The organism is Mycobacterium sp. EPa45 (genome assembly GCF_001021385.1).
In the GTDB taxonomy this organism is placed as follows: Bacteria; Actinomycetota; Actinomycetes; order Mycobacteriales; family Mycobacteriaceae; genus Mycobacterium.
The window spans coordinates 5,118,994-5,132,338 of record NZ_CP011773.1 but is presented as its reverse complement, the minus strand read 5'-3'; the positions used below and the strand labels follow the sequence as shown (position 1 = coordinate 5,132,338).

The following is a 13,345-nucleotide window of genomic DNA, read 5'->3' as shown; positions in this document are numbered from 1 at the left end:
CCTATGTCAAGCCGCTGCCGTTTGGCAAGGCTGTGTTCGATTTCTGTGATCGGTGTGGAGATGGCTGTAGACGACGCGGGCCAGGCGGCGTTTGAGGCAGCGCAAGGCCTCGGTGCTGGAATCGCCTTCTGCGAGTCGGTGTCGGTAGTAGGTCTGTCCGAGGCCGGGAAGGCGGATCTGGGTCACGGCGATGCGGTGTAGCGCGGCGTTGAGTTGGCGATTGCCCGTGCGGGTCATGCGGACCCGTCCGGCGGTATTGCCCGACCACACAGGTATCGGCGCCACACCGCTGTGACGGGCGAAAGCCGCCTCGCTTTTGAAGCGAGTCACACCGGCGGTTTCACCGACGATCTTGGCCGCGGTGAGCTCGCCGCACCCCGGCATCGCCAGCAGTACCGGTGCGATGACCCGCACGCGCTCACCGATCCGCTTGGCCAACGCATCGATCTGTTCGGTGAGCCGGGTGATGTCCGCCAGCTCGTCGCGGGCGAGCTCAGCGACCAGACCAGGCACAGTGTCCAGCCAGTCGCCGAGCAACCTGCGATGCTTGGCTAGATCCAAAGAGCCCGATTTCGGGGCATGGTCGGGATCGAGTTCATGAACCCGCCACAACAACCGATTGATCGTCGAAGTCCGTTGCCCGACAAGGTCTTCACGGCGGTCAATCAGCAACTTCAGCTCGCGTGAGGTCTGGTCGTGTGAGGCGATCGGCAGATCGGGCTCCCGTAAGTAGGCCCGCGCCACGGCCAGCGCATCGATCGGGTCAGACTTACCCCGGGTCCGTGCCGAGGCTCTGGCATAGGCCATCAACTTCGGCGGCACCCGCACCACCTTCTGATCAGCAGTCAGCAGATCTCGCTCCAGCCGCGCCGACAAGTGCCGGCAATCTTCGATCGCCCACACCACCTCGACCCCGAACTGGGATCGGACCCACTGCACGGCCTGACGATGCCCGTCAGTGGTGGCCTTGACCACCTTCTCTGCGAGCTTGCGGCCCACCTCGTCGACGGCGACGAAGGTGTGCGTGCGCTTGTGTACATCGGCTCCAACAACAACCATGGTGGTTGCCTCCATTCACTGTGAGGTGACGGTTGGGCCGGTCGGCGGACACATCTCAGTGGGGGCGATGCCACGCTCCTATCAAGTCACGCCGGCCGGTCCTTCACACCTGATGCCGACAAAACCCATGCACGCCAACCCGAAGGCGGCACCGAGATTACGAGCCAGACACCAGGTGTAAAGGATCCAACCACCGCAAGAGCGGCAATCTCACCTTGACACTGAGCCGAGAATAGGCGGCGAAATCATCGCGGTGCGGACCGACATGCCCAGATCTCGGTGCCGCAGTGTGGTGATCCGGCGCCGTGGCTGCACCGCATCCTTGACCGGCAACGTGCGGTCGCCGAAGAACGCTGCCGTCGCGTCGATGTCGGCGACGACGTAGGTGATCCCCCACAACGACGACGGACCGTCGTTCACAGCATCCGGGGAGCCGACGACCTCGAGGATCACCGGGCCCAGCCTGAAGAAAACCTGCCGCATCGGTTGCCCGCCGACTTCGGCATCCCGTTCCCGACGCGGCTGTACGCCGATCGCCGCCAAGGCGTTGACGGTCCGGGAGAGGTTGGGCGACAACAGCACAACGTGGTCGATCTCGGTGACGCCGTTCGGGTGTCTGTCGGGCGCGGCGGCGATCGCATCAGACCGCACAGTCGGGATCCCGTCGAGTGCGCCGTCCTGAACCACACCCCGGAGCGACCAACCGACGATTCCGCTGCCGCCCCCGACCAGACGTATCCGGACGTCGCCGATTCGGGAAACCGAGTCGGCGTCCACGCTGAACCCGGCATCTCGCCATGCCGACGCGGGGTCCGCGACGTGGATTTCGTCGATGGTGACGGTCAATGCCCTACCCCTGCAGGATCGGCTTCAAGGTCTCCAGCACCGTTGGGTCTTCGATGGTCGACGGCACCGGCTCGTCCTTGCCGTGCGCGATGCCGCGCATCGTCTTGCGCAGGATCTTGCCCGAGCGGGTCTTCGGCAGCGCCGGCACCACATCGACCAACCGGAAGCACGCCACCGCGCCGATCTCTTCGCGCACCGCGGCCACCAACTCTTCGGCCAGCCCCTCGGCCGACGCACCCGCCTTCAGCACCACGAAGCCGCGCGGCACCTGTCCCTTGATCTCGTCGGCCACGCCGATCACCGCGCATTCGGCCACCGCGGGATGCGCGGCAAGCACCGCTTCGATCGAACCCGTCGACAATCGGTGTCCCGCAACGTTGATCACGTCGTCGATGCGGCCCATCACGAACAGGTAGCCGTCGGAGTCGAGGTAGCCGCCGTCACCCGTCAGGTAATACCCCGGGTGCTCGCACAGGTACGACGCCTCGTACCGGGCGTCGTCGCCCCACAGGGTCGGCAGCGTCCCTGGCGGCAGCGGCAGACTGATGCAGATTGCACCCTCTTCGTTCGGTTCACACCGGCTGCCGTCGACCCGCAGGATCTGGACGTCGTAGCCCGGCATCGGCACCGTAGGCGAACCGGCCTTGAGCGGAAGGTGTTCCACGCCCATCGGATTGGCGGCGATCGCCCAGCCGGTTTCGGTCTGCCACCAGTGATCCACAACGGGCACACCGAGTTTCGCCGATGCCCAGGCGTAGGTATCGGGATCCAGCCGTTCGCCGGCCTGGAACAGATACTTCAGACTCGACAGGTCGTACCGGTCGGCATGCGAGGCCGCCGGATCCTCCTTGCGGATCGCGCGAATGGCCGTCGGCGCGGTGAACAGTGCCTTCACCCCGTGCTCGGCCACCACCCGCCAGAAGGCGCCGGGATCCGGTGTGCCGATGGGCTTTCCTTCGTAGAGCACCGTCGTGGCACCGACCAGCAACGGCCCGTACACGATGTAGGAGTGGCCCACCACCCACCCGACATCGGAGGCGGCCCAGAACACGTCACCCGGGTCGATGTCGTAGACGTGCTTCATGGTCCACAACAGCGCGACGGCGTGGCCGCCGTTGTCGCGGACGATGCCTTTGGGCTTGCCCGTCGTACCAGAGGTGTAGAGCACGTACAGCGGATCGGTCGCGGCCACCGGCACCGGGTCGACGGGCTCGGCCGCGGCCATCGCGGAAGCCCAGTCGACATCGCGGCCGTCTACCAGGTCGCAGGTGTGCTTGTCGCGCTGCACCATCACGCACGCGGCGGGCTTATGGGAGGCCAGTGACAGCGCCTGGTCCAGCATCGGCTTGTACTGCACCACCCGGGTCGGCTCGATACCGCACGACGCCGAGACGATCACGACGGGCTGCGCGTCGTCGATGCGGGTGGCCAGCTCGTGCGCGGCGAACCCGCCGAATACCACCGAGTGCACCGCGCCAAGGCGGGCGCAGGCCAGCATCGAGATGACCGCCTCGGGGATCATCGGCATGTAGAGCACGACGCGGTCGCCTCTGCCGACCCCCATATCACGCAGCGCGCCAGCGAATCGTGCTGTCTCATCGAGCAATTCGCGATAGGTATAGACGCGCTGAGCACCGGTGACCGGCGAGTCGTAAATCAGCGCGGGCTGGTCCCCGCGCGCGTCGATGTGCCGGTCCAGCGCGTTGGCGCAGGTGTTCAGTTCTGCGTCGGGGAACCACCGGTAGAACGGCGGGTTGCTGTCGTCGAGGATGCGCTGGGGCGCACGAGTCCAGGTGACCGCGCGGGCGGCCTGCGCCCAGAATGCGCAGGGGTCAGCGACGCTGGCGTCGAACAGTTGGCGATACCCGCCCATCCCGGCTTCCTCCCGTCATTGGGTGTAAGCACGGTAGCGCGGGCTGACGCCGGCGTCACCCTCAGGCCAAAGCGGCCAGATTCGACACCGATTTGCGGACGTCGGACTCGAGGATTTTCGCGACCAGGCGCCCCACCGGCCCGTTGAGCACTCCTCCGGAGAAATCGGCGATCAGGTGAAAGCAGGTGCGATCCTGGGCGTCCTTCACGTTCATCGTGATGCAGATCCTGATACCGGGCCAGCCGGTGCCGGTCAGACCGATGGTGTTCGGCTCGTCGTACTCGGTGACCCGCCAATGGATGGTGTTGCGAAAGCCCTTGACCTTGATCAGCGACGACACCTCGGTGCCCTCGGAGATCGTTTCCGGTACCGGGCTTCGCCAACCCGCGAAGATCGTCATCCACTCATCGAAGCGGTTGAGGTCCGAGGCCAGTTTCCAGGCTTGCTGCGGCGACACATCGGAGGGAACGGTTACGTCAACAGTAGCCATGGGCGCCCTATACCCGGTGCGGCCCCACCGCTAACGTGCAGCACATGGCTGCGGTGGAATTCGAGGAGATCGAACACGGGATTGTCAGGGTCACGCTGAACCGGCCGAATCTGCTCAACGCGATCGACGGTGCCCTGATGGACGGGCTGGATGACGCCCTCGACGAGCTGAGTTCCTGGAACTACCGGGTCGCGATCCTGACCGGCGCGGGCCGGGGCTTCTGCGCGGGTGCCGACCTCAGTGGCACCGGGCAACCGTGGACCGAGCCGGCGGGAGCGGAATTCAAGACCACCTACGACGCGCAGGTTCGGCTGGCCGATCAGTTGACCCGGCTCTACGAGCTGCCCATTCCGGTGGTCGCGGCGGTGAACGGAGTCGCCGTCGGTGGCGGATTGGCCTACGCATTGCACTGCGACATCCGGATCGCCTCGCAAGCCGCCCGCTTCGGTTCGGTGTTCATCAAGGCGGGGTTCTCGTCGCTGGACATGGGCACGAGCTATCTGCTGCCGAAGATCGTGGGAGCGGGTGCGGCCCGCGAGATGATGCTCACCGGACGGATCATCGACGCGGGCGAGGCCTACCGGATCGGGCTGGTGCACGAGGTGGTGTCCGAGGACGAACTCGCCGACGCAGCCCTGGCGATGGCGCGCAGCATCGCCGCCAACAATGCGTTCGGGGTCTGGCAGACCAAGACCGGGCTCAACGCCGCCCTGGATGCGCCGAGCCTGCGGCACGCCAAGGAGATCGAGAACCGGACGCAGGTGCTGACCGGGTTCACCAACAATCCACGCGAGGCCGCGATGGCGCACCGCGAGAAGCGCGCTCCGAAGTGGGATCCGCTCTAGCGGTTGACCTTTGCGATCACTTTTTCGGCGAACATCTCGAGGTTGCGGATCTTGGTGTCCAGCGGCTCGGTATCGGGCCCCTTGATGTAGGGAAGGCGAAATCCGACCATCACGTCGGTAATTCCCTTGTCCTCCAAACGTTTCACCCCGTCGACGGTGAACGCGTCGAGCGAGATCACGTGGATTTCGAATGGCCGAGCAGACGTCCCTTCCTCGTCCCGGTACCGGTTGAGCTTGACCAGCAGGTCGTCGAGGTCGTCGGTGCCGCCGCCGTGCATCCAGCCGTCGTTGCGGGCGGCGCGGCGCAGCGCGGCATCGGCGTGTCCCCCGATCAGGATCGGAAGGGGTTCGGATGGCGCGGGCGTCATTTTGGTTTTCGGGATGTCGTAGAACTCCCCGTGGAATTCGAAGTAGTCACCAGTGGTGAGCCCGCGGATGATCTCGATGCATTCGTCCATCCGCTTGCCTCGCTTGGCGAACGGCACGCCCATCAACTCGTAGTCCTCGGGCCACGGGCTGGTTCCGACGCCGAGTCCCACCCGATTTCCGATCAGCGCGGCCAATGAGCCGGCCTGTTTGGCCACCAAGGCCGGCGGCCTGATCGGCAACTTGAGGACGAAGAAGTTGAACTTGAGCCGCTCGGTCACCGCACCCAGCGCGGCGGTGAGCAGGAACGTCTCGATGAACGGCTTGCCGTCCAGGAACTCCCGGTTGCCGTCGGGGGTGTAGGGATAGGTCGAGTCCGACTCGAACGGGTAGGCAACGCTGTCCGGAATCGTCATCGCGTCGTAGCCGGCCGCCTCGACGGCTTTGGCAAGCGGAATGTAGAACGATGGATCGATCATCGCCTCGGCGTAGGTGAATCGCATGCCGCGATAGTAGAACGTGTTCTACCTAAGGTCACCAGACCGTCTTGCCCTGTGGTCATCGGGTTGTAGCCCGAGCTCGACAGGCCGCGCGGAGTAGGCTTTCGGCAGAGCTGAGAACCACGCTCGAGCCGGACAACCCCTACGACGAGTGCCGCCCGTTTCGGTGCGTTGCGTCGCGGTGGCTTGAGTCGCCGTTCAAGTCAGGACCGATCATCACAGCTCTCATCGGCGCGTTTCCGCACCACACCACCTGTACCACCGCTGATCCAGCCGCGGCCGCCGCGTTTTTCACCAGCGCCTGGGGTGCGCTCGGGCGCATCGACGGCCTCGAGCCGGAACACCCGATTCGGCTGAATCGGGTGGCAATCGGACAGGTCAGCATCACCGAGGCGCAGTTGCCGAGGGCTCTGGAGTTCGAGACCGGCCAATGGTCCTGCTACCTCGTGACTCAGGTGAAGGCGGGCAACGCCCGGATCGGGACCACCGCCCGGGCCGAGCGGTGCGTGACCGGCGAGGTTGTCCTCGCCGTGCGCCCCGGTCGACCGTGTTGGGCACAAACCGAAGATGCCGAGTTGTCAGTTGCGGCGCTGGCACCCGAGGCGCTGCTGCGGATCACCGGTGATCCGGCGACCGGTGGCGGACCCACGGTTCGCTTCACCGCCAGCCGGCCTCGGTCGCGCGCCGCGGCGGCACAGTGGGGGACGACCATCGACTACGTGAGGTCAACGCTGTCGAGCGTGCGTTGTCCCGACGATGCCGCGTTATTGGTGGGCGGTGCCGTCTCGCTGCTGGCGTCGACACTCCTGCATGTCTTCCCGAACACCTATGCCGACGCCGAGCAGGTCGAACATCCCCAGGTCTCGGCACCCCTGGTGCGCCGGGCGATCGACTACATTCAGGCCAACTGTGCGCGGGACATCTCGATGGGAGATATCGCCGCTGCCATCAACGTCACGCCCAGAGCCGTTCAGTACATGTTCCGTCGACACCTCGACACCACCCCGATGGCATACCTGCGCCGGGTCCGGCTGGAGCGCGCGCACCGAGATCTTTTGGCCGCCGACCCATCACACGACACCGTGTCCGCGATCGCCATTGGTTGGGGCTTCGCCCATACCGGGCGGTTCAGCCAGGCCTACCGCACGGAGTTCGGGGAGTCCCCAAGCGTCACTCTGCACAGCTGAACGGGGTGAGTGTGATCTCGAAGGCTCAGAACCCGGTGTGACTCAAGCGATCTGACCCCAGGTGGCCTTCGCACCGGAGTCGCCGATGCGGTACACCTGCACGATCGTCGCGACGCCGGCCACCACCACAAACACCGCGACGGCGGCCGCCAGGGCAGTCGACACCGATCGCCCCCGGGCGGCGCTCACGTGGACGACGGCCAGCAGTACTGCCGCGACGAGCAGTGCCAGTGCGAAGAAGATCATCGTGTCGCCGAGCTCGGTGTGGTCGTGCAGCACCGGCGAACGACCGACGCGGTGCTCGAGCCACTCGCCAGCCTCTGTGGTCAGCGGCGTCAGCGCTGTGACGACGAGTGACAGGGCGAGCACCAGCCACACCAGCCGCTGCCGGGCCGCGGGCCACAGCGCGCACAGGATCGCCAGGACGGCCGTAAGTGGCGCGAGAACCACGATGAAATGTACGAACAGGACATGAGCGGGCAGGCCGCTGAACGTCGACACGTGCGAATACTACTGCGCGGTACATAATCGGGCTTAATGACTGCGTGGTTGACCCGCAATGTGCGGGTGCTCTCGGCGGTGTCGTTCCTCCAAGACGCGGCGAGCGAGCTGCTGTATCCATTGCTGCCCATCTATCTGACCGCCGTGCTGGGGGCGCCGCCGTCGGTCGTGGGCGCCATAGAAGGCGCGGCGGAGGGCGCCGCGTCGATGACCAAGCTGGCGGTAGGTCCGCTCGGTGATCGGTTCGCCAAACGGCCCTTGATCGCAACCGGGTACGGGATGGCCGCACTCGGCAAGGTCATCATCGCCCTCGCCGGCGCATGGCCCGGTGTGCTGGCCGGTCGCGTGGTCGACCGCCTCGGGAAGGGGATCCGCGGCGCCCCGCGCGATGCTCTTCTGGTCGACGGTGTCGACGCACCGTTGCGCGGCAGGGTATTCGGCTTCCACCGAGCGATGGACACCCTCGGTGCGGTGGTCGGGCCGCTGCTCGGACTGGCGGGTTACGAACTGCTGGACCATCACATCGCTCCGCTGCTGTACATCGCGATCGTCCCCGCGGTGCTGTCCGTGCTGCTGGTCGCGCTGGTGCGCGAGCCACGACGCGCTGTCCCGCGCGCCAAACACCAACCGATCTTTCGTGGCTTGCGCGAGCTGCCCGAGCGGTACTGGCGAGTGACCGCACTGCTGGTCGGCTTCGGTCTCGTCAACTTCCCCGATGCGCTACTGCTGTTGCGGCTCAACGAAATCGGCTTCGGCGTGGTCGGGGTGATCCTCGCCTACGTGGGATACAACCTGGTATATGCGCTCGGCAGTTTTCCGGCAGGCATGCTGGCCGACCGGTTACCGCGTTCGGTGGTGTTCGGCTTCGGGCTGGTCTTCTTCGCGGTCGGCTACATCGGCTTGGGCCTGACCACGAATTCCCTTGCGGCGTGGCTGTTGATCGCGGCCTATGGGATGTTCACCGCATGCACCGACGGCGTCGGAAAAGCGTGGATCTCGTCCCTCGTCGGCGGTGACCGGCAGGCCAGCGCACAGGGAGTGTTCCAGGGTGCCAGTGGTTTCGCGGTGCTGGGCGCCGGCCTCTGGGCCGGGTTGCTGTGGGGCGGCGACGGCCGACTGCCGCTGCTGATCTCCGGCGTTGTCGGTGGGTGTTTCGCGGCTGCGCTCCTGGTGCCGTCCGCAATCCGGCGCTTTCGTTAGGCTGCCCCGGTGCGCACCATCCATGTGATCGGCATCGGCGCCGGCGACCCCGACTACGTGACGTCGCAGGCGATCCATGCGCTCAATGACACCCAAGTGTTCTTCGCGATGGACAAGGGCGACGCGAAGAGCGATCTCGTCGCGCTCCGGCGGGAGATCTGCCGGCGCTTCATCGCCGAGCCGGGCTACCGCTTCGTCGAACTGCCCGACCCGAAACGCGCGGCCGACGGCGACTACACCCAGGCCGTCGCCGACTGGCACCTCGCTCGCGCCGAGCTGTGGGCCAAGGCCATCGAGACCGAGCTCGGTCCCGACGGTGTCGGCGCCTTCCTGGCGTGGGGCGACCCGTCGCTGTACGACAGCACCCTGCGGATCCTTGACGAGGTGCGCCGCCACGTCGAGCTCGACTACGACGTCATCCCCGGCATCACCGCGATCCAGGCGCTGACCGCCCGGCATCGCATCCCGCTCAACGACGTCGGCGAACCCGTACTGATCACCACCGGGCGGCGGCTCCGCAACAGCGGCCTGACCGGCTCGGCCGTGGTCATGCTCGACGGCGACTGCGCCTTTCTGAGTTGCCCGCCGCAGACCCGGATCTGGTGGGGGGCCTACCTCGGCACCGGCGACGAACTGTTGATGTCGGGCACGGTCGGCGACATCGGCGAGCGCATCGCGCAGGTCCGTGCCGAGGCCCGCACGCAACACGGCTGGATCATGGACATCTACCTCTTGCGGGCCTGACTCTGGGAAGATCGCCGCATGGGATCGTTCCTGCTTCGCGCCGCGGTGACCGGGTTGGCGCTGTGGGTTGTGACGCTGATCGTGCCTGGCATCAGCTTCGTGGGCGGTGACACGTCTTTACAGCGGGCCGGCATCGTTCTGGTCGTCGCCATCGTCTTCGGTGTGGTGAACGCGATCGTCAAGCCCGTCGTGCAGTTCGTGTCGATACCGCTGTACATCCTGACACTGGGACTGATTCACATCGTGATCAATGCCTTGATGTTGTGGATCACGGCGTGGATCACCGAGCACACCACCCACTGGGGATTGCAGATCGACGAGTTCTGGTGGACCGCCATCTGGGCCGCGATCGTGCTGTCGATCGTCGGCTGGCTGTTCTCTCTTCCCTTGCGGGATGCCGAGCGTCGCTAAGCTGGCGATATGCCTGAACTGCCCGAAGTCGAGGCCCTGGCCGACCACCTGCGTCGCCACGCGGTCGGCCAGACCGTCGGGCGCGTAGACATTGCGGCGCTGTCGGTGCTCAAGACCTTCGATCCGCCGTCCACGGCGCTGCACGGGCAAGCCGTGACGGGGGCCGCCCGCTGGGGCAAATACCTCGGCATGCAGGCCGGAGGCCTGTGGCTGATCACCCATCTGTCCAGGGCGGGTTGGCTGAAGTGGAGCGACAAGCTCGCCGCCGCACCGCTCAAACCGGGAAAGGGTCCGATCGCCCTGCGCGTGCACCTCGGAACACCCGGTGAGGCACCCGGTTTCGACCTCACCGAAGCCGGCACTCAGAAGCGGCTCGCAGTGTGGATTGTCGACGATCCGGCCAAGGTTCCCGGCATCGCGACGCTGGGCCCCGACGCGCTGGAGCTCAGTCCCGAGCGACTGGCAGAGATTCTCAAGCCGCAGAGCGGACGGATCAAGACCGTGCTCACCGACCAGAAGGTCATCGCGGGAATCGGCAACGCCTACAGCGACGAGATCCTGCACGTCGCCAAGCTTTCACCCTTCGCGACGGCCAACAAACTCACCGCAGCGCAACTCGGCGCCCTGCACGACGCGATGATCTCGGTGCTCACCGACGCCGTGCAACGTTCCGTCGGCCAGCAGGCGGCAACCTTGAAGGGGGAGAAGCGATCTGGGCTGCGGGTACATGCTCGCACCGGGTTGCCCTGCCCGGTGTGTGGTGACACCGTGCGGGAGGTTTCGTTCGCCGACAAGTCGTTTCAGTACTGCCCGACGTGTCAGACCGGCGGCAAGGTGCTGGCCGACCGGCGGATGTCACGGCTGCTGAAGTAGTTAAGCTGCACCGGTGACTCGGCAGAAGATCCTCATCACCGGTGCGAGTTCCGGCCTGGGGGCCGGCATGGCCCGTGTGTTCGCAGCCAAGGGGCGAGACCTCGCGTTGTGCGCACGGCGCGTCGATCGCCTGGACGAGCTGAAGGCCGAACTGGCAGTGCGACACCCGAACGTCACGGTCGCCGTTGCCGAGCTCGACGTCAACGACCACGATCAGGTACCCGAGGTGTTCGCCGAACTCTCCGATCAGCTCGGCGGTGTCGACCGGGTGATCGTCAATGCCGGCATCGGCAAGGGTGCCCCGCTCGGGTCGGGCAAGCTGTGGGCCAACAAGGCCACCATCGAGACCAATCTCGTCTCGGCGCTGGTGCAGACCGAGGCCGCGCTCGAGATGTTCAAGGCGGCAGGCTCGGGGCATCTGGTGCTGATGTCGAGTGTGATGGGCAACCGTGGCGTGCCCGGTGTCAAGGCCGCCTACGCGGCGAGCAAGGCCGGGCTGACCTCGCTGGGGGAGTCGTTGCGAGCCGAATATTCCTCTGGCCCAATCAAAGTCACGGTCATCGAGCCCGGCTACATCGAGTCGGAGATGACCGCGACGTCGAACACCACGATGCTGATGGTCGACACCGAAACAGGTGTGCGTCAGATCGTCGCGGCCATCGAACGCGAATCCGGGCGGGCGATCGTGCCGGCGTGGCCATGGATTCCGCTGGTGGCGTTGATGAAGATCGTGCCGACGCGGTTCACCAAGCTGTTCGCCTAACGGGCTCGGCCCCTTTCGGTCCGGTAGCGGCGGACCAACTCGTCGGTGGAGCTGTCGGTCTGCTTGGCCGGCGACCCGTCACTGGTGATCACCCCGAGTAGCGCCTTTGCCTGCGTCTTGCCCAGCTCCACACCCCACTGGTCGAACGAATCGATACCCCAGACCACGCCCTCGGTGAACACCTGATGCTCGTACAGCGCGATCAGTTGGCCCACCACCGACGGAGTCAGCCGGTTCGCCAGGATCGATGTGCTCGGCCGGTTGCCCGGCATCACCTTGTGCGGCACCACATTGGCGGGGGTGCCTTCGGCGGCGATCTCCTCGGCCGTCTTGCCGAACGCCAGCACCTGGGTCTGGGCGAAGAAGTTGCTCATCAGCAGGTCGTGCATGCTGCCCGAGCCGTCGGCGGTGGGCAAGTCGTCGGTGGGCTCGGAGAATCCGATGAAGTCGGCGGGCACCAGTCGGGTGCCCTGGTGCAGCAGTTGGTAGAACGCGTGCTGGCCGTTGGTTCCCGGTTCCCCCCAGAAGATCTCACCGGTGGGGGTGGTCACCGGGGAGCCGTCGGCCTTCACCGACTTGCCGTTGGACTCCATCGTCAGCTGCTGCAGGTACGCCGCGAAGCGGGACAGGTCGTTGGAATACGGCAGCACTGCCCGGGTCTCGGCGCCGAAGAAGTCGGAGTACCACAGGCCGATCAACCCCAGCAGTGCCGGAGCGTTGGATTCCAAAGGCGCAGTGGCGAAGTGGCGGTCCACGATGTGGAAGCCGGACAGGAAGTCGGCAAAGGCCTCCTTGCCGATCACCGCCATCACCGACAGGCCGATCGCCGAGTCCACCGAGTAGCGGCCGCCGACCCAGTCCCAGAATCCGAACATGTTGGCGGTGTTGATGCCGAAGTCGTCGACGAGCTTCTTGTTGGTCGACACGGCCACGAAGTGCTTGCTCACCGCGGCATCGCCCAGGGTGTCGGTGAGCCAGCGCCGTGCCGCGGTGGCGTTGGTCAGCGTCTCAAGCGTGGAGAACGTCTTGGACGCGACGATGAAAAGCGTTGTTGCAGGCTCGAGTCCGTCGAGCTTCGCGACCAGGTCGGCAGGGTCGACGTTGGAGACGAACCGCGCCGAGATGCCGGCGTCGGCGTAGTGCCGCAACGCCTGGTACACCATCACCGGGCCCAAGTCGGAGCCACCGATGCCGATGTTGACGACGGTCTTGATCCGTTCACCGGTGGCGCCGGTCCACTCGCCGCTGCGCAACCGGTCGGTGAAATCACCCATCGCGTCGAGAACCTCATGCACGTCGGCGACCACGTTCTGGCCGTCGACCTCGAGCTCGGCGTCGCGCGGCAGCCGCAACGCGGTGTGCAGCACCGCGCGGTCCTCGGAGGTGTTGATGTGCTGGCCGGACAGCATGGCGTCACGGTGCTGTTCGAGGTTCGCGGCTCGGGCGAGATCGACCAGCAGCGACAGCGTCTCGCGGGTGACGCGGTGCTTGCTGTAGTCGATGTAGAGGTCGCCGACGGTCAGCGTGAGCTCACGGCCGCGGTCGGGATCTTCGTCGAAAAGTTCGCGGAGGTTTTTCCCGGCGATCTGGTCGTGGTGCCGACGCAGCGCGTTCCATTCTCCGGTAGCGGAAATGTCTCCAGTCATTCGTTCGACCCTAGCGTGACGAGGTGTCCAAAGGTGTACAT

Annotated in this window: 14 protein-coding genes and 1 pseudogene; 8 read left to right on the top strand and 7 right to left on the bottom strand. The window is 65.9% G+C overall.

Features of this window, described 5'->3' with window-relative positions; all coding sequences use genetic code 11:
* Positions 1-6: 6 nt before the first annotated feature.
* The 4 genes from AB431_RS24185 to AB431_RS24170 all read right to left on the bottom strand — a co-directional run bounded on the left by AB431_RS24185 (position 7) and on the right by AB431_RS24170 (position 4,268).
* Positions 7-1,059, bottom strand: coding sequence for an IS110 family transposase (locus tag AB431_RS24185; RefSeq protein ID WP_047333271.1), 1,053 nt, complete (start codon positions 1,057-1,059; stop codon positions 7-9).
* 210 nt (positions 1,060-1,269) lie between these two features.
* Complete coding sequence (locus AB431_RS24180) at positions 1,270-1,905, bottom strand: glyoxalase (protein ID WP_047332071.1); 636 nt, start codon at positions 1,903-1,905, stop codon at positions 1,270-1,272.
* A 4-nt stretch (positions 1,906-1,909) separates the two neighbouring features.
* The gene (locus AB431_RS24175; protein ID WP_047332070.1) at positions 1,910-3,778 is read right to left on the bottom strand and encodes a propionyl-CoA synthetase; all 1,869 of its coding nucleotides are present in this window, start codon (positions 3,776-3,778) and stop codon (positions 1,910-1,912) included.
* Positions 3,779-3,839: 61 nt separating this feature from the next.
* The gene (locus AB431_RS24170; RefSeq protein WP_047332069.1) at positions 3,840-4,268 is read right to left on the bottom strand and encodes an SRPBCC family protein; all 429 of its coding nucleotides are present in this window, start codon (positions 4,266-4,268) and stop codon (positions 3,840-3,842) included.
* 44 nt (positions 4,269-4,312) lie between these two features.
* On the opposite strand from AB431_RS24170, the gene AB431_RS24165 reads away from it, so the two are divergent.
* On the top strand, positions 4,313-5,113 hold the full coding sequence (locus AB431_RS24165) for an enoyl-CoA hydratase/isomerase family protein (RefSeq protein ID WP_047332068.1): 801 nt from the start codon (positions 4,313-4,315) through the stop codon (positions 5,111-5,113).
* On the opposite strand, the gene AB431_RS24160 is transcribed toward AB431_RS24165, so the two are convergent.
* Positions 5,110-5,982, bottom strand: coding sequence for an LLM class flavin-dependent oxidoreductase (locus tag AB431_RS24160; protein WP_047332067.1), 873 nt, complete (start codon positions 5,980-5,982; stop codon positions 5,110-5,112). The genes AB431_RS24165 and AB431_RS24160 overlap by 4 nt on opposite strands.
* A gap of 359 nt (positions 5,983-6,341) precedes the next feature.
* Here AB431_RS24160 and AB431_RS29660 point away from each other — a divergent pair, with 359 nt between their 5' ends.
* The gene (locus AB431_RS29660; RefSeq protein WP_235435748.1) at positions 6,342-7,166 is read left to right on the top strand and encodes a helix-turn-helix transcriptional regulator; all 825 of its coding nucleotides are present in this window, start codon (positions 6,342-6,344) and stop codon (positions 7,164-7,166) included.
* A gap of 42 nt (positions 7,167-7,208) precedes the next feature.
* On the opposite strand, the gene AB431_RS24150 is transcribed toward AB431_RS29660, so the two are convergent.
* Positions 7,209-7,667 carry a DUF2231 domain-containing protein gene (locus AB431_RS24150; protein WP_047332066.1) on the bottom strand — a complete coding sequence of 153 codons (459 nt, stop codon included), beginning with the start codon at positions 7,665-7,667 and terminating at the stop codon, positions 7,209-7,211.
* Positions 7,668-7,703: 36 nt separating this feature from the next.
* Between AB431_RS24150 and AB431_RS24145 the strand changes: the two genes are divergently transcribed.
* From AB431_RS24145 to AB431_RS24125, 6 genes and pseudogenes are all read left to right on the top strand, one after another.
* Entirely contained in the window at positions 7,704-8,867 is a 1,164-nt protein-coding gene (locus AB431_RS24145) for an MFS transporter (RefSeq protein WP_047332065.1), read from the top strand.
* 9 nt (positions 8,868-8,876) lie between these two features.
* Positions 8,877-9,611, top strand: a complete 735-nt coding sequence (gene cobF, locus AB431_RS24140) for a precorrin-6A synthase (deacetylating) (RefSeq protein ID WP_047332064.1) — start codon at positions 8,877-8,879, stop codon at positions 9,609-9,611.
* An 18-nt stretch (positions 9,612-9,629) separates the two neighbouring features.
* Positions 9,630-10,022, top strand: coding sequence for a phage holin family protein (locus tag AB431_RS24135; RefSeq protein ID WP_047332063.1), 393 nt, complete (start codon positions 9,630-9,632; stop codon positions 10,020-10,022).
* Positions 10,023-10,031: 9 nt separating this feature from the next.
* Positions 10,032-10,274: pseudogene (locus AB431_RS31340) on the top strand (DNA-formamidopyrimidine glycosylase family protein); the annotation flags it as partial.
* A 162-nt stretch (positions 10,275-10,436) separates the two neighbouring features.
* The gene (locus AB431_RS31335; RefSeq protein WP_235435965.1) at positions 10,437-10,895 is read left to right on the top strand and encodes a zinc finger domain-containing protein; all 459 of its coding nucleotides are present in this window, start codon (positions 10,437-10,439) and stop codon (positions 10,893-10,895) included.
* A 13-nt stretch (positions 10,896-10,908) separates the two neighbouring features.
* A complete protein-coding gene (locus AB431_RS24125) occupies positions 10,909-11,658 on the top strand; it encodes an SDR family oxidoreductase (RefSeq protein ID WP_047332061.1) in 750 nt (249 codons plus the stop codon).
* Here the strand turns inward: AB431_RS24125 and pgi are convergent.
* The gene (pgi, locus tag AB431_RS24120) at positions 11,655-13,304 is read right to left on the bottom strand and encodes a glucose-6-phosphate isomerase (protein WP_047332060.1); all 1,650 of its coding nucleotides are present in this window, start codon (positions 13,302-13,304) and stop codon (positions 11,655-11,657) included. The two genes, AB431_RS24125 and pgi, sit on opposite strands and share 4 nt — an antisense overlap.
* Positions 13,305-13,345: the final 41 nt, after the last annotated feature.

Bases quoted from the DNA above. Each gene is read 5' to 3' on its own strand.
- AB431_RS24170 (WP_047332069.1), bottom strand. From the start codon at position 4,268: ATGGCTACTGTTGACGTAACCGTTCCCTCCGATGTGTCGCCGCAGCAA.
- AB431_RS24175 (WP_047332070.1), bottom strand. From the start codon at position 3,778: ATGGGCGGGTATCGCCAACTGTTCGACGCCAGCGTCGCTGACCCCTGC.
- AB431_RS24160 (WP_047332067.1), bottom strand. From the start codon at position 5,982: ATGCGATTCACCTACGCCGAGGCGATGATCGATCCATCGTTCTACATT.
- AB431_RS24165 (WP_047332068.1), top strand. From the start codon at position 4,313: ATGGCTGCGGTGGAATTCGAGGAGATCGAACACGGGATTGTCAGGGTC.
- pgi (WP_047332060.1), bottom strand. From the start codon at position 13,304: ATGACTGGAGACATTTCCGCTACCGGAGAATGGAACGCGCTGCGTCGG.
- AB431_RS24185 (WP_047333271.1), bottom strand. From the start codon at position 1,059: ATGGTTGTTGTTGGAGCCGATGTACACAAGCGCACGCACACCTTCGTC.
- AB431_RS24135 (WP_047332063.1), top strand. From the start codon at position 9,630: ATGGGATCGTTCCTGCTTCGCGCCGCGGTGACCGGGTTGGCGCTGTGG.
- AB431_RS24145 (WP_047332065.1), top strand. From the start codon at position 7,704: ATGACTGCGTGGTTGACCCGCAATGTGCGGGTGCTCTCGGCGGTGTCG.